This window comes from Wolbachia endosymbiont of Brugia pahangi (assembly GCF_012030695.1).
In the GTDB taxonomy this organism is placed as follows: domain Bacteria; phylum Pseudomonadota; class Alphaproteobacteria; order Rickettsiales; family Anaplasmataceae; genus Wolbachia.
This window is the reverse complement of the sequence record NZ_CP050521.1, coordinates 898616-921015: the sequence shown is the minus strand read 5'-3', so window position 1 is coordinate 921015 and position 22400 is coordinate 898616. Positions and strand designations below refer to the sequence as shown.

General features: G+C 34.0%; 17 protein-coding genes and 1 tRNA gene. 10 read left to right on the top strand and 8 right to left on the bottom strand.

Going from position 1 to position 22400, the window contains the following annotated elements:
* Window positions 1-134: 134 nt before the first annotated feature.
* Window positions 135-207: transfer RNA gene (locus tag WBP_RS04535), tRNA-Ala, on the bottom strand.
* A 788-nt stretch (window positions 208-995) separates the two neighbouring features.
* On the opposite strand from WBP_RS04535, the gene gyrB reads away from it, so the two are divergent.
* A complete protein-coding gene (gene gyrB, locus WBP_RS04530; RefSeq protein WP_167896194.1) occupies window positions 996-3374 on the top strand; it encodes a DNA topoisomerase (ATP-hydrolyzing) subunit B in 2379 nt (792 codons plus the stop codon).
* Between the two features lie 651 nt (window positions 3375-4025).
* Window positions 4026-5495 (top strand): Asp-tRNA(Asn)/Glu-tRNA(Gln) amidotransferase subunit GatA, encoded by a 1470-nt coding sequence (gatA, locus tag WBP_RS04525; protein WP_167896193.1) that lies wholly within the window; start codon window positions 4026-4028, stop codon window positions 5493-5495.
* A 64-nt stretch (window positions 5496-5559) separates the two neighbouring features.
* Here the strand turns inward: gatA and WBP_RS04520 are convergent, their stop codons facing one another.
* Window positions 5560-6489 carry an AEC family transporter gene (locus WBP_RS04520; RefSeq protein ID WP_011256959.1) on the bottom strand — a complete coding sequence of 310 codons (930 nt, stop codon included), beginning with the start codon at window positions 6487-6489 and terminating at the stop codon, window positions 5560-5562.
* Between the two features lie 446 nt (window positions 6490-6935).
* Between WBP_RS04520 and lepB the strand changes: the two genes are divergently transcribed.
* Complete coding sequence (gene lepB / locus WBP_RS04515; RefSeq protein WP_167896192.1) at window positions 6936-7682, top strand: signal peptidase I; 747 nt, start codon at window positions 6936-6938, stop codon at window positions 7680-7682.
* Window positions 7683-7684: 2 nt separating this feature from the next.
* Here lepB and hscA read toward each other — a convergent pair whose 3' ends face one another.
* From hscA to iscU, 4 genes are read right to left on the bottom strand one after another with little or no spacing between them, the layout of a single operon-like run.
* Complete coding sequence (gene hscA / locus WBP_RS04510) at window positions 7685-9442, bottom strand: Fe-S protein assembly chaperone HscA (RefSeq protein WP_167896191.1); 1758 nt, start codon at window positions 9440-9442, stop codon at window positions 7685-7687.
* Window positions 9420-9875 carry an iron-sulfur cluster co-chaperone HscB C-terminal domain-containing protein gene (locus tag WBP_RS04505; RefSeq protein ID WP_011256955.1) on the bottom strand — a complete coding sequence of 152 codons (456 nt, stop codon included), beginning with the start codon at window positions 9873-9875 and terminating at the stop codon, window positions 9420-9422. Before WBP_RS04505 ends, hscA begins: the two co-directional genes overlap by 23 nt.
* Window positions 9868-10272 carry a HesB/IscA family protein gene (locus tag WBP_RS04500; protein WP_011256954.1) on the bottom strand — a complete coding sequence of 135 codons (405 nt, stop codon included), beginning with the start codon at window positions 10270-10272 and terminating at the stop codon, window positions 9868-9870. Before WBP_RS04500 ends, WBP_RS04505 begins: the two co-directional genes overlap by 8 nt.
* Before the next feature lie 6 nt (window positions 10273-10278).
* Entirely contained in the window at window positions 10279-10671 is a 393-nt protein-coding gene (iscU, locus tag WBP_RS04495; RefSeq protein WP_011256953.1) for a Fe-S cluster assembly scaffold IscU, read from the bottom strand.
* Between the two features lie 178 nt (window positions 10672-10849).
* On the opposite strand from iscU, the gene ftsY reads away from it, so the two are divergent.
* A complete protein-coding gene (ftsY, locus tag WBP_RS04490; protein ID WP_041571510.1) occupies window positions 10850-11761 on the top strand; it encodes a signal recognition particle-docking protein FtsY in 912 nt (303 codons plus the stop codon).
* Window positions 11762-11838: 77 nt separating this feature from the next.
* Here the strand turns inward: ftsY and WBP_RS05885 are convergent, their stop codons facing one another.
* Both WBP_RS05885 and WBP_RS05880 read right to left on the bottom strand, forming a co-directional pair.
* Window positions 11839-12009 (bottom strand): hypothetical protein, encoded by a 171-nt coding sequence (locus WBP_RS05885; protein ID WP_246165931.1) that lies wholly within the window; start codon window positions 12007-12009, stop codon window positions 11839-11841.
* Window positions 12010-12189: 180 nt separating this feature from the next.
* Window positions 12190-12402 (bottom strand): hypothetical protein, encoded by a 213-nt coding sequence (locus WBP_RS05880; RefSeq protein ID WP_225416120.1) that lies wholly within the window; start codon window positions 12400-12402, stop codon window positions 12190-12192.
* A gap of 1349 nt (window positions 12403-13751) precedes the next feature.
* Between WBP_RS05880 and WBP_RS04480 the strand changes: the two genes are divergently transcribed.
* The 6 genes from WBP_RS04480 to WBP_RS04455 all read left to right on the top strand — a co-directional run bounded on the left by WBP_RS04480 (window position 13752) and on the right by WBP_RS04455 (window position 22316).
* A complete protein-coding gene (locus WBP_RS04480; RefSeq protein ID WP_167896190.1) occupies window positions 13752-14273 on the top strand; it encodes a cytochrome b in 522 nt (173 codons plus the stop codon).
* A 5-nt stretch (window positions 14274-14278) separates the two neighbouring features.
* Window positions 14279-15319 carry an NAD(P)H-dependent flavin oxidoreductase gene (locus WBP_RS04475; protein ID WP_167896189.1) on the top strand — a complete coding sequence of 347 codons (1041 nt, stop codon included), beginning with the start codon at window positions 14279-14281 and terminating at the stop codon, window positions 15317-15319.
* Window positions 15320-15430: 111 nt separating this feature from the next.
* Window positions 15431-16666, top strand: coding sequence for a hypothetical protein (locus tag WBP_RS04470; RefSeq protein WP_167896188.1), 1236 nt, complete (start codon window positions 15431-15433; stop codon window positions 16664-16666).
* Window positions 16667-16776: 110 nt separating this feature from the next.
* Entirely contained in the window at window positions 16777-17154 is a 378-nt protein-coding gene (locus WBP_RS04465; protein ID WP_167896187.1) for a hypothetical protein, read from the top strand.
* 31 nt (window positions 17155-17185) lie between these two features.
* Window positions 17186-19540 carry a VirB4 family type IV secretion/conjugal transfer ATPase gene (locus WBP_RS04460; protein ID WP_167896186.1) on the top strand — a complete coding sequence of 785 codons (2355 nt, stop codon included), beginning with the start codon at window positions 17186-17188 and terminating at the stop codon, window positions 19538-19540.
* The gene (locus WBP_RS04455) at window positions 19521-22316 is read left to right on the top strand and encodes a hypothetical protein (protein ID WP_167896185.1); all 2796 of its coding nucleotides are present in this window, start codon (window positions 19521-19523) and stop codon (window positions 22314-22316) included. Before WBP_RS04460 ends, WBP_RS04455 begins: the two co-directional genes overlap by 20 nt.
* Window positions 22317-22400: the final 84 nt, after the last annotated feature.

Genomic DNA, 22400 nt, shown 5'->3' with positions numbered 1-22400 from the left:
AAATTTTGAACAAATCATTAGAGGCAAAGGGCTATATTAGGGCTATATTATAGTAAGTGGTTAAAGTAGGTTATTGCATCAGGTTTTGCGTTATGCTGAATTACTATAGAGAAAGATTTGAACAAGCAAGGGAGTGGAGGCAAGCGGGATCGAACCGCTGACCTTCTGCGTGCAAAACAGATGCTCTACCAGCTGAGCTATACCCCCCACTTAAAGAATAAACTAACCAGAGCTAAAGTACAAGAAGTATTTATCTATAGGCTCCTTACGAAACGCAGTGTATTAAATTTTTTATATAACCTAAACCAAATGAGAACAGGGCAAATTAGTACTTTAAAAGTTTTAAACGCTGGATACTTTTAAATTGCCTTAGCTAAAATGCTTAAGGAACTCATCAAGCAGGAAAAAAAGCAAAAGAAACCTTAGTGATATCTCTTGTAGGAACTTGACATTAATGTCTTATATGCTTGGTAAGTAGTCAACCTTGGAATTATAAATATCCATAACGTCACGATAAGGGTAATGCAGAAGTTTTTCAAATAATTTCTTTATAAAAAAAAGAAGGTTAGTTGATTTTTGAACTAATTCTTAAATAAAGAACAATGCAATGTGAGTTGTTTACTGTTCTCTCAAAAACTTGGCGCTTATTACATTACCTAATAAGCGAGATTCAGCTAACGTAGATAAAAATTTATAAAGACATGGAGTGTCTATATAAGAAAAATTAAACATAACACACCTAGTTTAATAATGTGCTTTTGTCACTTAAATAAAGATTAAGGATAAATTTTAGGTCTAAAACATCCCCATATAAGGGTTCTTAAGGCCTGTAAAATGGGCTTTACATTTTTATGAGCTATTTGAACCTTGATTTATCAAATTGCAATGTCCGTACAATTGTGTATCATAACCAAAGCTTTCCTCATGTTTAAAGATGTTGCTAATCAGCATATATTAATATAATACTAATTAATATTTATAAATAAAACGGTTTTATGGAAAGTAACTATAACGCTGATGCAATAAAAATCTTAAGAGGTCTTGATGCTGTAAGGAAGCGTCCAGGTATGTACATTGGGGATACTGATGATGGGTCTGGTTTGCATCATATGGTATATGAGGTTGTTGATAATGCGATAGATGAGTCGTTAGCTGGATATTGTGACAAAATTGAGGTTAGCATAAATGAAGATGGCTCAGTATCTGTAACCGATAATGGTCGTGGCATTCCAACTGATATTCACAAAGAAGAAGGAATATCAGCAGCAGAGGTAATAATGACCCAACTGCACGCAGGTGGTAAATTTGACAGCAATACCTACAAGGTTTCTGGCGGATTACATGGTGTTGGAATCTCAGTTGTAAATGCATTGTCAAGCTGGCTGGAATTAACTATTTGGCGCAATAAGAAGGAACACTTTATGCGCTTTGAAGATGGTGAGTCTATTGAACCTTTGAAGATAGTAAATAAGAACACAAACAAAAGAGGGACTAGAGTAACATTTATGCCGTCAACAGAGACTTTTAGTAGTATTGATTTTAGTTACTCCACTCTTGAAAATCGTATCAGAGAATTAGCTTTTTTAAATTCAAGTATCAACATCACTTTGCGTGACTTGCGTAATAAACCTTATACAGAGTCTCACTTTAACGACAGTAAACAATCTAAAGATAATTTTGGCACAGCAAATTTCGTGCGGTACTTAGACAAGAATAAAACGCATATTACCAAAATTACCAGCATGAAGGGTGATGCAAAAGATCTTGGTATCAGCATAGAAATATCAATGGAGTGGAATGACTCCTACTACGAGCATATGTTATGCTTTACAAATAATATAAGACAACGGGATGGTGGTACACATTTGGCAGGCTTTAGGTCCGCATTAACAAGATGTATCAATAACTATGCAACTGATGAGGGGTTTTTAAAGAAAGCAAAAGTGAGCTTGACTGGAGAAGATGTTAGAGAAGGGTTAACTTGTGTTTTATCTCTCAAAATGCCTGATCCTAAGTTCTCTTCACAGACAAAAGACAAGTTAGTCAGTTCTGAAGCGCGCACAGTTGTGGAGAGCATAGTTTTTGATAAATTGAGTACAATACTTGAAACTGATCCAAAGTTGGCAGCAAGTATAGTGGAAAGAGTAATTAGGTCAGCTAAAGGAAGAGAAGCTGCAAGAAAAGCAAGGGAGTTAGTTAAAAATAAAAACAGTATTGATATTTCTACTCTACCTGGAAAGCTTGCTGATTGTCAGGAAAAAGTTCCTGAGTTATCGGAATTATTTATAGTAGAGGGTAATTCTGCAGGTGGTACTGCGAAGCAGGGGCGTAATCGTAAAACACAAGCAGTACTTGCCTTAAGGGGGAAAATTCTAAACGTGGAACGTGTAAGTTTAGATCGTATTTTTTCATCTGCAGAAATAGGTTCTTTAATCACTGCAATTGGTGCGGGAATAGGAAGTGAACACTTTGACATTGAAAAAACTAGATATCACAAAATCATCATTATGACAGATGCAGACGTTGATGGTTCACATATAAGAACTTTGATTCTAACTTTCTTTTTCCGGTATATGCGTGAGGTGATTGAAAGGGGCTATTTATACATAGCGCAGCCACCTCTTTATAAGGTTACAAAAAATGCTGAAGATACTTATATTAAAGATGACGAGACTTTTGAGAAGTATATAGTAAATTTGGCGGTTAAAAAGTTAACATTAAACAGTACAGGCAGAGGTTTGCGCTTTATCTTGAGCAAATGTCTTAGTATTTCAAATATTAGCAAAAATTATTCCAGGGGAATACCGCAAAATCTATTGGAGTCGCTACTAATTTTAAGCAAAAAGAATGCCCTATCATCTGCTAATGAGATATTAAAATATTTAAAGTTAATGTATAGTGAATATAATTGGGAAGTAGAAATAAAAGATGAAGAAAGAGAAGTCCACATTTCTAAATTGTTTCAAGGATTAGCAGATAAATATGTATTTCCACTTAGTATGCTTGACAGCAAAGAAATACGAAATATATTGAGCTCTCTTGATGATGTAATTGACTTATTTAATGGTGATTCGTTTTTGAAGTCGCAAGAAACTGAAATAAAAATAAGGTCTCCTAGTGCACTTGCAAAAATAGTGATGGACTATGGTAAAAAAGGTTTAACTTTGCAGAGATTTAAAGGTCTTGGTGAAATGAACGCAGATCAGCTGTGGGATACTACACTCAACCCCGAAACCAGGACTTTGCTAAAAGTTGAAATAAAAGACTGCGAAGAAGCTGATTCTATATTCTCAGTGCTGATGGGTGATATAGTTGAACCACGCCGTAATTTTATCAATAACAATGCACTCAACGTATATGATGTTGATATTTAAGTTTAAGATTATAAAAGCAAGCAGCCTATAGCTTAACGTTTAGGTTCCAGCGCTATGTGTAACTGTACGAACGTTTTGATTTGGTAAATCAGGGTTCAAGTAGCTTATAGAAATGCAAAAAATTACTTGACACACTTTGCCAGCTCTCTTACTCCGATAGCTGGAGCTGTTTTATATAACTTCTCAATCTTTTGCAGATTAAAGTGACAAGAAGATCTTATATTTTGGTGTATTATGTGCACCATATGTTTTTATAAAATCTAGGTTCTTACCTGTACAAGCTGAAATGTGCTTAAAAAGCGTTTAAGACGTTACTAAAGTCAAGTTTTTAAAATAAAGAATTAGTAACTAACTGCTCCAGGGGGTTTTTACCTTTTTTCTCATTTGGTAACTTTCTTAAATATCTTATAACTAAAGCAACACGTGGACTAAGTAGGAAGCAGTGCTAACTACTCACATGATATACCTATCACCTGCGGATACAATATTCGTACAGATGTGTACTGGAATGATAATTTAAGGTGTATTAATCATAAACCTATTTCAATAAACCTAAATGTTCCAGATATGCTAATCATTTCTTACTATAAATGTATAGATCTTTTATCTTATTGTTGTTATAATTAATATCTTGCTAAAAATTGAATATTAATGAATGAATTGAGGAAGCTAAGTATTGCCCAGATGCATAATGGACTTAAACAGAGAAGTTTTTCTGCTGTTGAACTTATTGAAGTGCATATCAATGCAGTAGAAAATGAGAAACTAAATGCATTCATAACGAAAACTCCGGAAATAGCAATAAAAGCTGCAAAAACTGCGGATGAGCGTTTTTCCCAACAAAAGGATAGTACGATCTCACCGCTCATGGGTATACCAGTTGGTGTTAAAGATTTGTTCTGTACGAAAGGAGTAAAAACGACAGCATGTTCAAAAATGCTAGAAAATTTCATTCCAACTTACGAATCTACGGTATCTGACTTACTTTTAAAAAGTGGAGCAGCCATGCTGGGTAAACTTAACATGGATGAATTTGCTATGGGCTCTGCAAACATAAATAGCTATTTTGGTCCTGTTGAAAATGTATGGGTTAGAAAAAGTGATGGGGAAAAGGTTGTACCTGGTGGATCATCTGGTGGATCTGCAGCATCAGTCGCTGGATTCTTATGTGCTGGAGCACTTGGAAGTGATACTGGTGGATCTGTGCGTCAACCAGCAGCTTATTGTGGGGTAGTTGGAGCAAAACCAACTTATGGAAGATGCTCGCGTTTTGGCATGATCGCATTTGCAAGTTCTTTAGACCAAGCAGGGGTCATTACTCGTTCTGTTTCTGATTCAGCACTAATGTTGGAAACGATTTGTGGTTATGATAACAAAGATTCAACGTCGAGTGAAAGACCAGTACCTAGATTTTCTAATTTTATAAATGGTGATATCAAAGGTAGGCGCATTGGTATACCAAAAGAATATAGAATGGATGGAATTTCAGAAGAAATCATCTATCATTGGGAAAAAGTTTCTTCTGATTTAAAAGAAAATGGTGCTGAAGTTGTTGATATTACCTTACCTCATACTAAATATGCAATACCAGTCTATTATTTAATTTGTTCTGCTGAAGCTTCGTCTAATCTTGCTCGTTATGATGGTGTACGCTATGGACTCAGGGTTAATGCTGATATCCTTGAAGAAATGTATTCACTAACGAGAGCGGAAGGTTTTGGAAAAGAGGTAAAAAGAAGAATCTTAATTGGCGCTTACGCACTCTCTTCGGGTCACTACAATGAATACTATGAAAAAGCGCAATGTATTAGGGCGTTAATTAGAAATGATTTTATAAAAGCGTTTGAAAGAATAGATTATATACTTGTTCCATCTGCTCCAACAGAAGCTTTTGGCTTGAATGAAAAGCCAGACCCACTAATTATGTGCATTAATGATGTCTTTACTGTGCCGGCAAGTTTAGCTGGTCTACCTGCTATCTCTGTTCCTGTTGGACTTTCCAATGAGGGTTTACCGCTTGCTTTACAAGTAATCGGAAACTATTATGATGAAGCTGGAATGTTAAATGTGGCAAGTGTAATAGAGCAAAATTGCAGTAGGATAATCAAGTTGAATAGCTAGTTTAGTATAAGATCTCTCAACAAGTAGCAAGTATTCTAATACTGCGCCGCTTAAATTTCTAATCTTAAAGAGGAACAAGTTTAGCGAAAAATAGTGATATTATTAGTGGAACATAAAATAATCCTACCGTAATACTAATTAGCAGTAATAAAGTAGCTTTATCTGGTTGAAAGTTTAGAATATTAGCAAGCATTATGCTTGATCCAGAAACTGGAATAACGGCCAGCAACATTAATGCTTTATATATATTTTCATCGTATATACCTGTAAAATGTTTATCTAAAAGGACAATTCCTAAGACAAACAATGGCCAGAGTACGTATTTTGCTGTAATAGTGATTAAAGCAAGTTTCCAATCTACTTTAAAGCTTGCAATTTTTGCAATGCTCACTCCAAGTAGCATCATTCCCAGCGTAGCAAATGTACCTCTGATATTTACCATAATATCCATTAAAAAGTTAGGTATTTGCATACCGGATATACTTAAAAGAAAGCCTAGGATCATCGCATAAGATGAAGGAATTCTAAACAATTTTAGCATGCACTCTTTTGCAGTATAAATGCCATTCGCAGCTATGTAGAATCCTAAACTATTTTCAAACAGTGCCATTCCTATATAACAGACAACATATACAGATACTGAATCCTCATCAAATAAAGCCATGGCAATTGGTAGACCAAAATAACCCATACTTGTGCTGCCTGAGCTAAATGCCAATATGTTCCTCGTATTGTCCTTAAATAAAAAAGAAGAAAAGTAATACACTGATAAGGACATAGTACTACCTATGAACCATGTTAAAATCGGTAGAGAGATTATCTGAAAGTTGACCTCTATATGAGAGACCCCATATAAGATCACTATTGGATTGGCTATATAAAAGAGTATTTGAGATATAGTATTTCTGTCAATCTTGAGATATTTTCCTGCAAAATAACCAATAAGTATTGTAATATAAACAGGTAGTATTTTAAGAAAAAGAGTAAAGAACATATTAATCTAAGTTGCAATCCTTCTGATACTTCTGACCGATAAAGTGACATTAGATCTTAAGATATTGTAAAAGTAAATAAAATTTATCTTCTAAGTTACCCAATTCATAATTAATTAAAAAAGATTCGCTCAGTGCTAAAATTTGCTTTTATACAGGACTTAAGAATGATATTTTTATGGCGAAATTACGTTGGTTTTTATAAAGCTTCTTGTATATTTTTTAATAGTGATAGATTTGCTAGAAATCAAAGTTTTGTAGCAGATTTACACGTTGAACTTTTGCATTGCCATCCAAGTGGCTGGTACTAAAATGGTTCCAGCAGTTAATATTTTGCAAAGCAGTTTTGGAAGCGAGGTAACATTTACAAATGAAATTTCACATTACTACTTTATTAATTTATGTATTATAATAAACTCAATTCATCAGAAAAACAAAGTTAGAAGAATTGAAAGAACCGAGAAAAAACCAGGTAGTAAGAACAGGAAAATTTTTATCTTCATTGTTTTTCTTACTACTGACTGCATTGTCAATACGTAGTTTTTTATTTGAGCCATTTCATATACCTTCTGGTTCAATGAAGAGCACTCTGCTCGAAGGGGATTACATTTTTACTAGTAAATATTCGTACGGCTACAGTAAATACTCCTTTCCGTTTTCTCCAAATATCTTTAACGGCAGGATTTTTTATACTCCTCCAAAACGTGGTGATATAATAGTTTTTAAGCCTACACGAAACGATAATATCAGATTTGTTAAGCGAGTAATAGGAACACCAGGAGACAAAGTGCAAATGATAAAGGGAGAATTATATCTAAATGATCAAAAAGTGGAACGAAAGCAAATTGAAAGTTTTTTTGATTATGAGTCAAGCCATAGCATACCAAGGTATATAGAAGCGCTTCCTAATGGCAAGGAACATGAGATTTTGATAGATAACGTTTCTAATAAGCTGTCATATGGTACTCCGGTTTATTATGTACCTAATAATCAATTTTTTGTTATGGGGGACAATAGAAATAATTCTTTGGATAGTAGGTTTCCTGAAGTTGGTTTTGTACCAATGGAAAACATAATTGGGCGTGTAAGCATAGTTGGTTTATCGTTTAAATTAGGGAAGGTCGATTGGTTGCCTTTTAACTTCAGAATACCTATTGCCCTCAGATTAGACAGGATATTGCACAAGGTTGCATAACTCTACTTATTTGTTGATTCACATAACTCTAAAGAGAAGCTTTCCAGCTCAGTGATAGCATTATTAATTTCATTCAAGTCATTTCCTTGTAAGGCGTTTTTTGTGTTTTGTAACAGATTTTTCAGATTTTTATCAGTGGAAAGATTATCATTGCTTTCAACCAAATGTATGAGCTTATTCCCATTAATTTTAGCTTCTGCAAGGGAACGAGCTTTCATATCTTTATCAAAGTTGTTTATTGACTGGTTAACCATGTCTTGAATGTCGGCTTCACTTAAGCCAAAGCTTGAATTTATTTCAACTGTCTGCTCGATTCCAGTAGTTTTTTCTCTTGCAGTAACAGTTAATATTCCGTCAACATTAACTATAAATTCTATTTCAACTCTTGCAGAACCTGCAGGCAGTTGCGGTATACCTTTTAATTCAAACTGCGCTAGAGATTTGTTATCCTCTATAATTTCACGTTCTCCCTGACAAACGTGAATTTTTATTGCTGTCTGTCCATCAATGTAGGTTGTAAACTCTCTTGTTTCTGAAACTGGTAGTGGTGTATTTCTTGGTATGATTTTTTCAACTATTCCTCCCATAGTTTCTATGCCAAGTGATAAAGGTAAAACATCCAGAAGAACATTTCTATTTTTTGAGTTTGAAGTTAAATAATGAGCCTGCAAAGCTGCTCCAGTAGCAACTGCTTTATCCGGATCTACATCGTTTAGCACTTTATTGCCAAAAAGTTTGACTAGTGAACTTTGAACTAGTGGTACTCTAGTTGCACCACCGACTAAAATTACTCCTTTTATATCGTCAATTTTAAGATCTATGTTACTTATAGTATGAGTGACTATATTAATAGTCTTATTAACTAAGGAACTGATTGTCTGTTCGAATTCTTCTTTTGTAATTTTGCATTTAAACAATTCACCATTAATATTGAATTCAAAAGTGCTAGAAATGTTTTTGCTTAAGTGCTCCTTTATAGATCGTGATTTTGTAGATAAATGCTTAAGAGAATTGAGATCTTTACCTACTTTCTTTCTGTATTTATCCAATATAATCATACTTAGAAGGTGATCAAAGTCATCACCACCAAGTTTGGTGTCACCACCAACCGCAAGAACTTGAAACACTCCTTGGTGTAATTTCAATATCGAAATATCAAATGTTCCACCGCCAAGGTCGTAAACTGCATATATTCCACTGTTATTGTTCTTTGCAATAGAATAAGAAAGTGCTGCTGCGGTTGGCTCATTAATGAGGCGAAGAACCTCTATGCCAGCTAATTTTGCTGCATATTTTGTTGCATTACGTGCTGAATCATCAAAGTAAGCTGGAACAGTAATCACCGCTTTTCTTACTTCCATTCCTGTGGACTTTTTTACTCTTTCACACAAAGCTTTTAATATCTCAGCAGAAATCTCAATAGGAGTGAGATACTTATCCTCCGAGCATTTTACCCTGATAATTTTCTCACTTTCATTATCTATTTCGAGATTGATACCTTCTTTATTTAAGTCTTCAACACTTTTACCCATCAGGCGTTTTATGGGATAGATAGCGTTTTGGCCAACATCATAGCCGGTTTTTAATGTGTTATTTTCATATGAAATAACAGAAGGCAGTAGCTCTCTTCCCTGCTCATCTGTAAATATCTCCACGTTGCCAGCTTTATTTACCACAGCAATTAAAGAGTTGGTAGTACCAAGGTCTATACCAAAAACTACTTCATTTGAATTTGGTTCAGAAATTTGAATTGGTCTCATTTTTTATCTCTTCAAATGACTTATATAAGTATTTCAATCTCAAAACTTGCATTGCCGCTTCATCAAAATTTTTTACGGCAAAATTATTAGTTAGATTTTTAATACAATCTTTTATTTTTTCATCAATCATACCACTTGCAAGTTGCAGATTGTTGCAATCCAGTAAGTATTCTCTTATTTCCATTGATTCATTTAATATCTCAAAGTTATGTTGATCCTCTTGGCTTCTTACACCGAAAAGGTTCAGCAAATGCTCCGCACGTTTTAGAGGTGACTTTAGCACCTGATAAGCTTTGTTGATATTTTCCATGTTTTGGGACTGTCTTTCATTTATATCAGTTTTGCTTAGCTCAATATATTTTTTCTCTAGCTCATCAAGGCTGATGTTAAAAGCTGGTTCAATTTTAAACAATGCAAAATAATTGCTAGACATGAAAACTCTCCCCACAACCACATTTTCCTTTCTCATTAGGGTTTTTGAAAACAAAACCAGATGAGAATTTTTCTTCTACATAATCCATTTCAGAGCCGAGAATAAACATGACAGATTTTGGATCGATCAACACTTTAACTTTTTGACCATCACTACAGCTTTCTTCAATTACTGACTCTAAAGGGTGTATATCATACGCATATTCAATATCGTATTTTAAACCAGAACATCCTTTTTGTTTAATTAAGACTCTTATTCCTATTGCTTCTTCTGATCTCTCAAGGTTAGTATACTGTTTTTGATCCAATAAATATCTTATCCTCTCCACTGCATTTGCAGTTATGGTGATAGGTTTTCTATCTTTCTTTACAGTATTTACTCCTTGATATTCACTCATAACTTTTTAGCTTTCATTTTTACTATGTTTACTTTGATAATCATGAATAGCGGCTTTTATAGCGTCTTCAGCAAGTACCGAGCAGTGTACCTTCACTGGGGGCAAAGATAACTCTTCCACTATTTGGGTGTTCTTTATCTTTGTTACATCTTCAATAGTTTTACCTTTGATCATTTCTGTTAGTAAAGAGCTTGAGGCAATAGCAGAACCACAACCAAAAGTTTTAAATTTCGCATCTTCAATAACACCTTTGTCATTGACCTTTATTTGCAATTTCATCACATCACCGCATGATGGTGCACCAACTAAACCAGTGCCAACACTCGGATCATTTTTGTCCAAAGAACCAACATTCCTTGGATTTTCATAATGGTCCAAAATTTTCTCATTATAACTCATAAGATTACCTGTAAATTACCATCCTGTATTATAACATATTTAGGTTAAAAATTAAAGTGAAAACACTAGTTTCGCGTGCATTTTACTTTAAGAATGCACGTAAAACGTTGTATTTAACTTTACAAGTACACGTAGTGCATGTCATTCTTTATATTGTAATTTTAAAAGGAGTATTCCCTTGAGTTTGTTTAGTAACCTTTATAGAGGCTTGTTAAAAACTTCTTCTCGCTTCAGTGATGGAGTGAAAAGTATTTTTTCTGCCAAAAAAAAGTTAGATCAATCGCTTTTGGATGAATTAGAGGAACTGCTCATTAGCATGGATATTGGTCATAAAACTTCCAAGTTGATTATTGATAGGCTCGCGAGCATCAAATTTGATAAAGAAGTTGAGCATAATATTATCACACAGCAGCTAATGAGCGAAATAGAAGCGATATTAAACCCTGTTGTGCAACCACTAATTTTAGACAAAAACCCACATATAATAATGGTGTGCGGAGTAAATGGTAATGGTAAAACCACAACTATAGGTAAGCTTGCGTATAAATATAAGAATATGGGAAAATCCGTCATGCTCGTTGCGTGTGACACGTTTAGAGCTGCTGCTAGTGAACAGTTAAACATCTGGGCAGAACGTTCTGATTGCTTTATTGTTACTGGAGAGTATGGCAATGATTCTGCAAGTGTGGCATATAGAGCTGTAAGTCAAGCTATAAAAGGTAGCGTAGATGTTGTTCTGATTGATACAGCAGGCAGGCTACAAAATAATGTTAATCTTATGGAGGAGTTATCAAAGATATATAGAACGATAAAGAAATTGGATGGCACTGCTCCTCATGATGTTATTTTGGTTCTTGATGCGACTACCGGTCAAAATGCTTATAGCCAATTAGAGGCATTTAGTAAAATGGTTAGTGTTACAGGATTAATTATAACAAAACTAGATGGTACTGCTAAGGGAGGAGTAGTGATTGGGCTTGCAGAAACTTATAGAGTAAAGTTACACGCTATAGGAATTGGTGAGAGTATAGAGGACTTGAGGGAATTCACTAGTAAAGAATTTGCTAAAGCGCTATTTGGCTGTGATTAAAGATCTCATTTAATTCCTTTATGTGGCCAAGCTTAATTATTTTGATATTGTGAGAAGCATAATTGCTTTTTGAAATCCTAATTTTTTTGCTTCTTTAGCCTCAGATCAGCATATGAGATATGTCTAATCTTACCTAAAAGTGCAACTTTACTGCAAATTATTGAAGAAGTTGGCAGCAGTAAACTTACTATGCTTGAAATAAGAGAGTCAGCAACGGCAAGATCAACCGATGGTTCTTGTATTTTCAATCCTCATACAATGTTCAGATACACTTCTTTTTCATGCAGGGACATTTTGCAACGAGCATTTAGCACTGCAATGATAATAGCCAATCGGTTGATATTTCATCCAATTACTGCTCTTCTTGAGTTTTCCGTGTCTATTCCGCTGTTAACACTTGAACTTCCATCAAAATCGGTCTGGAATCCTCAATTCCTACAAATAACAGCACTGTCAACAACTTCTCTATCGTCAGTATTACCTGCTAGAAATAATGATGATGGATTTTCAATAGATAATAATCCAGCTTCAGACATTTCAAAATACCACTTCATTTGTAGGGCCAAATCTATTTTTATAACATGCAAAATATGATATTGATTGCTGTTTTCACCCTCAAAATATAGTACTATATCCACCATATGTTCCAAAGTTTTTGGTCCTGCTATTTGTCTGTCCTTGGTTATATGGCCAACTAAAGTAAATACCGTATTGTTTTACAAGAACGGTTAATTCATGAACACAAGTACGTACCTGATTTACAGTGCCTAGTGCTGATGTAATTTTACTATCATACATTGTTTGATGGAATCAATTATTAAAAATCTAATGCTTTTGTTTTCTTTCTATTGTCACTACTACATTAGCTAAAGATACTGTAGATGAGAACTTGATTTTCGTTCATTTTATTCTAAGATGCTTTGTTCTAGGCTCACTTGCTCTAGAGATTCCTTACCAGGTATATATAAAGACATTCGAAGGATTAAAATTGTGCAACATTGGCTGCAGTTCTAAGCAAAAGGGTAGATTTCCCAATGCCAGGTTCACTACCAATCAAAAATGCTTGCATCTTGAACAATACTCTCACCAAAAACTCTATCTAATTATTCTATTCCTGTTAAAAAATGGTCCGAGGTAATAGTTTCACTATCCGATAACGCCTTTATTGAAGTTGGTACAAATATATTTCTTGTATCTGTTTTTATCACTATTTCTTTAACAAATTGTCACATGCAACACACCTTTCTACTCACCTACCAGTACTGTGATCGCAGAATTGATATACATATGTAGTTTTTATAAAAGCCAGAATTATTTTTCCTAATTTTAATAGGAATTGGCTAAATAGGAGAGGTAAATTTAAATACCGACTTACGAACCTTATAGTATTAAGATAACTTTCATGGTTGTGCCATCCAAATATCACCCACAACAATTGCATGAATATTTACTTTAATAAGATAATTCACACAACAAATTGGTTTCATGAATTACAACTAACTCTCAGTTATAAAATCTTAAGAAATTTACCAATGAGAAAAAAGGCAAAAGAAACCCCATATTAGGTAGCCTTTACTCTCTAATTCTGCAAATTGGCATACTATACTGTCTTAAACGCTTTATAAGCGAGTTTCAGCTTATATAGGTAAAAACCTGGAAATGTTGTGAGGACATAAGGTACATATAGTGCAAAAATTAAACATAAGATACCAGCTACGTGATACTTCGTCATTTAATCTGTACAGATTGAAGATAACTGAATACCTTCAGTGCTATAACAAAGGAAGCTAGCGAAGTTTGTCAAGTAGTTTTTACATTTCTATGGGCTATATGGTCTTTTAAATTGCAATGTTTGTATAGTTATGCGTCATGTACAACAGTTGCACAAATGTTAATTAATGCAGCAAGATTTTGTACAAATAGTTTTGATTGAAAAATAGTTTTTCTACTATATAAGTTCTATATATGGGTTCTATTTTAGATCAATCAAATGCGAAATAGTAAATATAACTTAGGGTTAAGGATTATTCATTGGTTAATGGCTGTTTTTATTGTTGGTATGCTTTGCTCTGGGTTTTACATGAAAAGCTTGCCGGTTAGTAATGAAATTAAATTCAGCATATACACTGTTCATAAGGCTTGTGGGATTAATGTTCTTGGACTAATTATATTACGCATGTTTTTTCGTATTTTTGCTTGTGATCCAACATTTCCAGCAAGTTTTTCTCGATTTGTAATTAATGTAAGTAGAACAGTACACTTTATTTTGTATTCTTTAATGATATTGATGCCATTATCTGGTTATGTCATATCTTCTGCCTCTAGCATAAAGATCAAGTATCTTTTTCATGTTCCTTTGTTGATTAATGAAGACAAAGATCTAGCGAATGCAGCTAATTTGCTACACTCGATACTTGCATACTTTACGGTGTTTTTTATAATCTTACATATACTTGGTGCTTTAAAGCACATATTTATAGATAAACAAAACATTCTTAAACGCATTATATAGGTTGTATGTTGAGTAACCTCTGGAAAAAAGGAACAGATTTTCTTGGTAGTGAGTTTGCAATAATGGGTGGTGCTATGAGCTGGGTTTCAGAGAGAAATTTGGTTTCAGCAATCTCAAACGCTGGTGGCTTTGGTGTAATTGCATGTGGTGCGATGTCTTCAGACTTACTGGAAAAAGAAATTATAGAGACACAGAAGTTAACCAACAAGCCATTTGGTGTAAATCTAATTACTATGCACCCAAACTTGAGTGAGCTGATAGATGTATGTATTGAAGCAAAAGTGAGCCATATAGTTCTTGCTGGCGGACTACCGGTAAAGCCTAATATAGAAAAAATCAAAAATGTGGGCATTGAAGTTATGTGTTTTGCACCATCATTGAGCCTTGCAAAGAGGTTAGTAAAAATGGGGGTAGATGCGTTAATAATAGAGGGAATGGAAGCAGGTGGGCACATAGGTCCAGTCAGCACTTCTGTTCTTTCGCAGGAGATATTACCTTATTTTAAAGATGAGCGAGTACCAGTGTTTGTTGCAGGTGGAATAGGAAGGGGAGAAATGATAGTAAATTACCTAGAGATGGGAGCAAGTGGCTGTCAAATAGGCACATTATTTGTTTGCACTAATGAATCGATTGCCCACAAGAATTTTAAGGAAGTATTTATTAAATCAGCTGCACGTGATGCAATATCTTCTGTACAGATAAGTGCTGATTTTCCTGTTATTCCAGTAAGAGCCATAGCCAATAAAGCAAGTGATGATTTTATGCAATACCAAAAAGAAATTATTGATAAATATCACAAGGGACAGATCTCAAAAGAAGATGGACAGCTTGAGATAGAGAAATTCTGGGCTGGAGCCTTAAGAGGAGCGGTGATTGAAGGAGACATCGAAACGGGATCTTTAATGGCTGGTCAAAGTGTCGGTATGGTTGATAAGGAAAAGCCTGTAAAAGAAGTGATAGATATTTTAATTCAACAGGCAAGCAATTATATTGAAAGTAAATCTGTAAAAGTAGGAGACCTAATCATTAGCAAGGCAAGTAGTTAACCAGTAGACAAGTTGCCATAATTTCCTACGGTAGGGAATAGTTATCCGATTTTAATGTAAAATTAACGCTGAAAAAGTATCTATACATTTTGTTATATATGAAGGAATACTGTGGATGATAATGTAGCGATAGTTTTTAATTTAACAGGGAGTAATCCTTACAACTCTTTTGACAATTCTACTAAAAATTCACGGGCCTTGGAAGGGGTAAAGTGTTATTCAGCATCAAAAACAGAAGAATTGTGCAAAGTTATAAAAAAAAGGGTGACAAAAAAAGACTATCGAGAAAATCAAGAGAGTGAACAAGATAAGACTCCCAGGAAATGCAAAAAGTTGTTCAAGAAAGGAGCTAGTCCTGAGGTATTAACTAAATTAGGAGAATTACTGATAGAACAAGAGAAATATTATAATAATTATATCCAACACTTTCTTCCAGCGTTGAAAAGAGAAATAATAAAATCAAAAGAACTAAACCTAATAGAAAAAATAAAAATAGAACAAATAATTATGAAATTAATAACTTCAGATGCTGTTAGCAAGAACAGTAATGAAAGTCATTCTAATGCAGAAACAAATGAACAATCTGCAAATGGGGCAGACAATACCCTTAGTTGCACTGCTGAAAATTCAGAATCAGGTAATACATGTGAAGAAACAAGTCTAAAATGTTGGAGAAGCTTACCCAATCTAAGAGATAATAGTCAATTTAATTTTGGAGAAAAATTACCTACAAAAATGGATACTTTAGAACCAGAAACAAATGCTTCTGAACTCAATAGTGGTAGTGGTGCAGATAGTGGAGTAAGTTTGCCTGGATTAAGTGAAGACGGTTTAGAGTCACCATTAGGTAGTGAAAGGAGTAATGTAAGCTCAATATTAAGCTCTGCTGAAGAAGATAACAATCTACAAAAAGAAGAAAATGAGAACCAAATGAAACTAGACCAGACTGCAAGAGAAGAGCTGCAGGTGCAAGAAAACAAAAACCAGGTCAGCAAGGTAAGTCCAGTACAACCTCCTAAGAAGAAAAAGAACGTAGAAGATATTACCATGCAGAAACTTCCTATGAATGAAAAAAAAGGTGAAAATATTCTACCTAAAGAACAACTCAGTAACAGAGAATTTTACGGTACATTTACAACAGGTTGTGCTCTTTTAGCAATTGGGTGTTTTGTTGGGGCAGTAGTAATAAAATCGAGAGCATTGTTTCTAGGATTGTCTGTTATAGCTGTAGTGTTTGCTACAGCAGCAGTAGCTGTATGGTATTTAACTCTCCCTCCTTCAAGTAAATTAATGTACACCAATTCGAGTCCTGTTATTAATAATGAAAGAAGCCTACTGCATGTTTAAGGTGGTAAAAATTAAACATGTGTTTACTTATAGTGAATAAGTAAATTCATCCCTTGCCTATTGATATGAAGGTTATTATAATCAGAAGATGTTTGGAAGGTATTTAGTTGATGCACATTCAATTGAATAAAGTTTTGATTTTTATAGCCCTGTTAAGCTTTATTTTTTCATCATATTCTAGCGAAGCAGGTTCGGTGGGCGATGAGTTAAAGGATATACAAGAAACGGTAAAAAATTTTGTTTCTTCATTTTCAGTAAAAGGTACTGTAGAAAATATGAGTCCTTCAATAATCATAGGGCTATGTATAGCTGCAGTGGTACTTGCAGTAGTGTTTAGGGGCCTGATCTTTTTTATGATAATGTTTGGTGTACTGGTTATGATGTTAGGTAGCATAGAAAAGACAACGGATTACTTGAAAGAAAAGTTTAACTTTGTAAAAATGCAACCTGATAGTAAAAAAAAGATAAAAATTAAGTATCACTTGTAGAATTATCTTTATTAAATACGCATGATATTGTATGCAGGTAAAAACACCAACAATTAATCCTAAATTTGAAAAAAAGAACAACTTAGCATTAATAGAGAGTATTGATTTAGATTTTATTCCTTATGCTTGTCATTACGATGAAGAAACTATACTGACAAAACAGGGGGAGTTGTTAAAGATAATAAAATTAGAAGATTACTCCTCTGCTGATAACTACAGTGACCTTAGAACTGAGATTAGAAAAAGCATATCAAAAAATATTGATAGCCTGTATTTTACCGTTTGGATTCATACTGTTAGGAAGCGCAATAAACTGAGCTTGAAATGGAATAAAACTGGAGACTTTTCTGATAAGCTACATTCAACGTGGCTTGATAAACTCACTAATAGTAAATTACGATATATAAACGAGTTATACATTGTAATATTGGTTAGCGATTTTAATAAGCATAGTAATAATTCATTTTTTTTTGGTGGGATAAGAAATAAGCATAAGCTATCTTTACAAGAAAACCATCAGGAATTACAGAGGGTAACTGACTTAATTCAAAGTGACTTAGAACCTTTTGGGGCCAAAAAGCTGGCTCTGAGGTTTAATGGAGATAAAGTATATTCTGAAATGATAGAGTTTCTCCATTATATTGTTACATTAACACACAAAGATCATCCAATATGTGAAAGGGATCTATCGCAATATATTAAAAATTTAAAGATAGCCTTTGGTTTTAACACGTTTCAAACAATATTTGAAAATCAGCAGAAGTTTGGTTCTGTTTTTTGTATAAAGGAATATCGGGAAATTCCCCTGGGGAATATAGACAGGTGCTTGCAACTTGACTCTGAGCTCATTATTACAGAAATAATAATATTTACTAGTAATAACAAAGCGATGAAAGAATTTAAAAAACAAATTAATATGCTGCAAGTCAGTGAAGATAATACCTTGCTTAGGAATTCAGAAATAAAAGAAATAATAGAACTTGAAGGAACTTCTACTATAGACTTTTGCCAACAGAAAATTATTTTTACGATTTTTGCAGATGATAGAAATAGATTGGCCGAGAATATTAGTAGTTTGTCCTCCGTGATGTCGTTAATTGGTTTGATGATGTTCAGAACTGACCTTCATATGGAAAATCATTTTTGGGCACAACTTCCAGGTAATTTTGCTTTTGTTACACAACCGAAAAATATATTAGCAAAATATGCTTGCAGTTTTGCTATGCTACATGATTTTACTTCAGGTACATTAAAAGGTGGAAGGTGGAAAGAAGCAGTAACAGTCTTTTTTTCAAAAAAGGGGAGTCCTTACTTCTTTAATTTTCATGGAAAGAAAAACAATGGTCACACTACGATACTTGGAGCTCCAAATTCGGGTAGGACCTCATTGATTAATTTTCTATTATCAGAGTCAAGAAAATTTAATCCTAGAATTATCATATTAGATAACACCGGAAAATCAATAATTTTTACCAAAGCAGTGAGTGGTAAGTATTATATAATCGATCCGAAATATAAAAATAAAAGCCTAAAATTTAACCCATTAAACATTGAAGATAGTGCTTCCAACCGTAGTATGCTGGTTGAACTGATCAAAAGAATGGTGGCCGATACTAGCTCGTTAGGTATAAAAGAAAAGATAAAAAAAGTTGTAGATTCTATATTTGCTATACCTAGAGAATCGCGTTCTATTTCGCGAATTTCTGAGATGCTCTTGCTCTTGAAAGGTAAGATAAGTAAATGGTGTGGTGATGGTGAGTTTGCTTACTTATTCCAGGATAGTGATGAATCAGATATTGACTGGAAAATAAAGACTATATCTCTCAACACTGCAAACCTCACAAAGCACAAAGAATGTATGTCCGTGATACTTTACTATTTTTTATACTCTTTTGAGGCACAATGTGATGGCTCACCTGCAATACTTGTTTTGGATGAAGCATGGGAGATAAGTAGTATTTTTCCTACAGAGGAAGGGTTCGATAATTGGATGCAAAGGATGACAGAATTAAACGTTGTGGTAATTTTGAGTACTGAGAACTTAAACCTAGCATTTGCTAGCGAATTTACTCAATATTTGGATAAGCATGTTGATACAAGAATTTTAATGCCGAACTTCAATGCAAATAGGTTGTATATGAAAGCATTTTCCCTATCAAAAGAGGAGCTGAATATAATTTTGCAAACACCAACTCAAGAAGGTTTATTTTTGATAAAGCAGTATAAAGGATTAGTAACTTTAAATTTAGATTTGAAGAATATACAAGAAATACATGTGCTCTCAGCTAACAAAGAGACTATAAAATATATGTATGAAGCAATAAAAGAAAAAGGAGAAGAAGTGAATAAGTGGTTACCAGTGTTCTATGGAAAGTGTAAGACTTAATTTTTTATTAATATTCTTTTTGACATTTTATCTCTCATGTCAAGGATATGCTGATTGCCCGCCTTTTGTAGAGAATAATACTAAATTTGAAGCTGGGGGTAAAAAAGCTTTAGAGGGTTTTATAAAAATTTTTAGTTTTGGTACTGCTGGAAGTTTTCAGGTTGATGAAAGATTATACCAATACATTACAGTAAGGCAGGTAAAAGACCAAGGAACTGATGGTTATTTTGACCCAAAGATTCAGGTCTGTGATTACGAAGGAAAAAATAATTGTTATATATTACCTAGTGGAACATCCTGCCGCCAGATATATGGAACACAAAGTACAGGTGCTGGAGTTTCTGCTGCGGTTTTTATCGATTGGGAAGGAGATAAAATATTAGCTGATGGGACGATTAGGACAGATAACAGTGAAAAGATCAAAGAAGGAATTGCGAAGGGCCTTAAGTGGGAATGGGCAGATAATGTTACTGATGAAGAGAAAGTAAAATTTTCTAATTCTCCTAAAATATGCGCTTGCAGTCAAAAAGGGTCTTGTATGTCAGGAATTTCTTCATGGGGTGCTAGAGTGTTTTCAGGAGAAAACATTTTCCATCTAGGGAATATGGGAAAAGCTTGTGATACTTGTTCATCATGGAATGAAGGAAAGCAAAAGATAAAGTGTGCTCCTATACCACTTGCACCTGGTCCACCTCCATTCTGTGAACAACTTGGAATGTTACTTCCACAGGTTAAAATTGTCCCTATAACAAATAAGGACAATGATTACTTTAACCCAAGAGTTAGGGTAATCATTGGTAAATTAGAAAAAAAAGAATTGGATTTCCAAAGAACTTCACACGAGGTTGAAGATGGTAAGGGTACTACTTATTACTTCAAGACCTATAGAAAAAAGGATCAGCTCTGTGCTGAATACTATGGAACTCAAAATATGGATAAAGAAAATCTCCAGTCTGTCAGCTGTTTTCCGGCCCCACCTGCTCCAGAACCTGAAAGGGTAGAGATAGTAGATGAAAATACACTGGAGGTAAAAATGAAGATGGGTGCAAATGCTTTCTATGTTAATACTGGTTCTTCAACAAACATTGGCCCTCTATCTTTGAAAGTAGTCAAACCGAGGATAGTAAAGAAAACAACTAATAGTAATAATAATGAAGGTAATATCACTGATGTTATAGAAGGTATATTAAGAAAGAACCCTCAGTTTGAAGTTTTAGAAAAATATGGGCTTACTCCTAATATTGGGATCCAGTTTCCTGATGGTAAGAGCTACAGTATAACAAATTCCAAGGAAAACAGTGAAATTGGATCTACTAAGTGGGAATTGGATAATATGGGACGACCAAAGATAGAAGTGAGATATATGAGAGTAAAAGATCAAGAAAATTCTAATGGTAAAATGCTTTGCCTTTCTGGCTGGAAACCAGAGCCAGAAGAGTTTGTTCTTGAGAGAGATGGTGAGATAATATCGCTAAAATCAATAGGAGCGAGGTATATTAAATACAATGCTGTTTATTCAAAGGAATCAAATCAGTTCTATTATCTTCCAAGCAAGGAAAAGGAGATAATTGACCTGTTAAAAAGACCTCAAAAACAGTTAGACGAAATGATATTCAACAAGCAAGGGTATGTTTTCTTCCCTGACGAAAATAAACAGGAGAAAGAAAAGTGCAGTTACTGTGTAGAAAGAAATGATGAAATAGATAAAGCATTTGCATCTAATAAAGGACTGAAAGTAGTATATAGATTGACAGATTTAGAACAATATTTAAATAAAAAAGATGGTAGTCCATTTTACTTAAGATATGAGGAAGTGGATTGTAAAGACAAAAATGGCAGAACATTGAGAAATGAAAAAAATGAAGTACAGAAGTGCACACAATTAAAAGATCGACCAATTAAGGTAAACAGAACAGAGGTCTTTTACGCTGATAAATTATGTAAGCTTGACTTGGAGAGTGTGAAGAAAAAGGTGCTGGATACAATAAACAAACGGCTGAAAAATAAAAATTTGCCGCAACCTTATACCTTTTTAGGTGATAATAATTATACAGGTGATTTATCAAAATACGGTTATATTGAAATAGAAGCATGGGGAGGTGGTGAAGCAGGTCATGTAAAAAATGCAGCTCACTCTATGGAAAGTAGACCAGGAATGCCAGGAGATTATATCAAAATTCAATTAAAAGTTGATCCTGAATATCCTATAATTAGAGCTCAAGCTACAGAGGGGGGTGGTGGACTCACAAGTCATATATCCAATAAGGATGGTGGACCAACTTTCATAAAAATGTGCAAAGACTCTTCAGAAGCAAACTGTAAAGATTTAATTACTGTTGCAGGTGGTGGCAAATATAGGATGTACGGTGGAAAGGAGTATAAGAAGACGAAGATCCATAATAATTTAGGTAATTTAAAGATATTAGGAAATCCAACAATAGTAACAGATAAAAATTTTACTGAAGACAATCAAGTAGCATATATAAAAGATAGTAAAATCAAGTATGAAAAGGTAAAATGTAGCAGTGGTTTTAAGAGCAGTAATCCTGGTGCAGGTGGCTGTATTGATGACATTAATCAAACCTATGGCAGAGGCTCTCCTGGTTATGTTATTATTAAATCTGTACAGATTGATGGTAAAAAAGTGGAAGAAATAATTAATGCTCTTGTGGACCAGAATAGTAATGTTAGTGTTAGCAGTTTAATTGAAAAACTTTATCCCGGTATAACTAGGGAGATAGAGGAAGAAATCAAAAAGAAATTATTAGGGCTATAGCCAAAAGATTCTGAATTATAGCTAAAATACCTGAAAGGTATAGATTCTACCTCTTGCTTTAATAATTAGTTAAAATAAAGCATG

Bases quoted from the DNA above. Each gene is read 5' to 3' on its own strand.
- gyrB (WP_167896194.1), top strand. From the start codon at position 996: ATGGAAAGTAACTATAACGCTGATGCAATAAAAATCTTAAGAGGTCTT.
- WBP_RS05880 (WP_225416120.1), bottom strand. From the start codon at position 12,402: ATGGTGGATATAGTACTATATTTTGAGGGTGAAAACAGCAATCAATAT.
- WBP_RS04460 (WP_167896186.1), top strand. From the start codon at position 17,186: ATGCAGGTAAAAACACCAACAATTAATCCTAAATTTGAAAAAAAGAAC.
- WBP_RS04465 (WP_167896187.1), top strand. From the start codon at position 16,777: ATGCACATTCAATTGAATAAAGTTTTGATTTTTATAGCCCTGTTAAGC.
- WBP_RS04500 (WP_011256954.1), bottom strand. From the start codon at position 10,272: ATGAGTGAATATCAAGGAGTAAATACTGTAAAGAAAGATAGAAAACCT.
- hscA (WP_167896191.1), bottom strand. From the start codon at position 9,442: ATGAGACCAATTCAAATTTCTGAACCAAATTCAAATGAAGTAGTTTTT.
- gatA (WP_167896193.1), top strand. From the start codon at position 4,026: ATGAATGAATTGAGGAAGCTAAGTATTGCCCAGATGCATAATGGACTT.
- WBP_RS04455 (WP_167896185.1), top strand. From the start codon at position 19,521: ATGGAAAGTGTAAGACTTAATTTTTTATTAATATTCTTTTTGACATTT.
- iscU (WP_011256953.1), bottom strand. From the start codon at position 10,671: ATGAGTTATAATGAGAAAATTTTGGACCATTATGAAAATCCAAGGAAT.
- WBP_RS04475 (WP_167896189.1), top strand. From the start codon at position 14,279: ATGTTGAGTAACCTCTGGAAAAAAGGAACAGATTTTCTTGGTAGTGAG.
- WBP_RS04480 (WP_167896190.1), top strand. From the start codon at position 13,752: ATGCGAAATAGTAAATATAACTTAGGGTTAAGGATTATTCATTGGTTA.
- WBP_RS04505 (WP_011256955.1), bottom strand. From the start codon at position 9,875: ATGTCTAGCAATTATTTTGCATTGTTTAAAATTGAACCAGCTTTTAAC.
- WBP_RS04520 (WP_011256959.1), bottom strand. From the start codon at position 6,489: ATGTTCTTTACTCTTTTTCTTAAAATACTACCTGTTTATATTACAATA.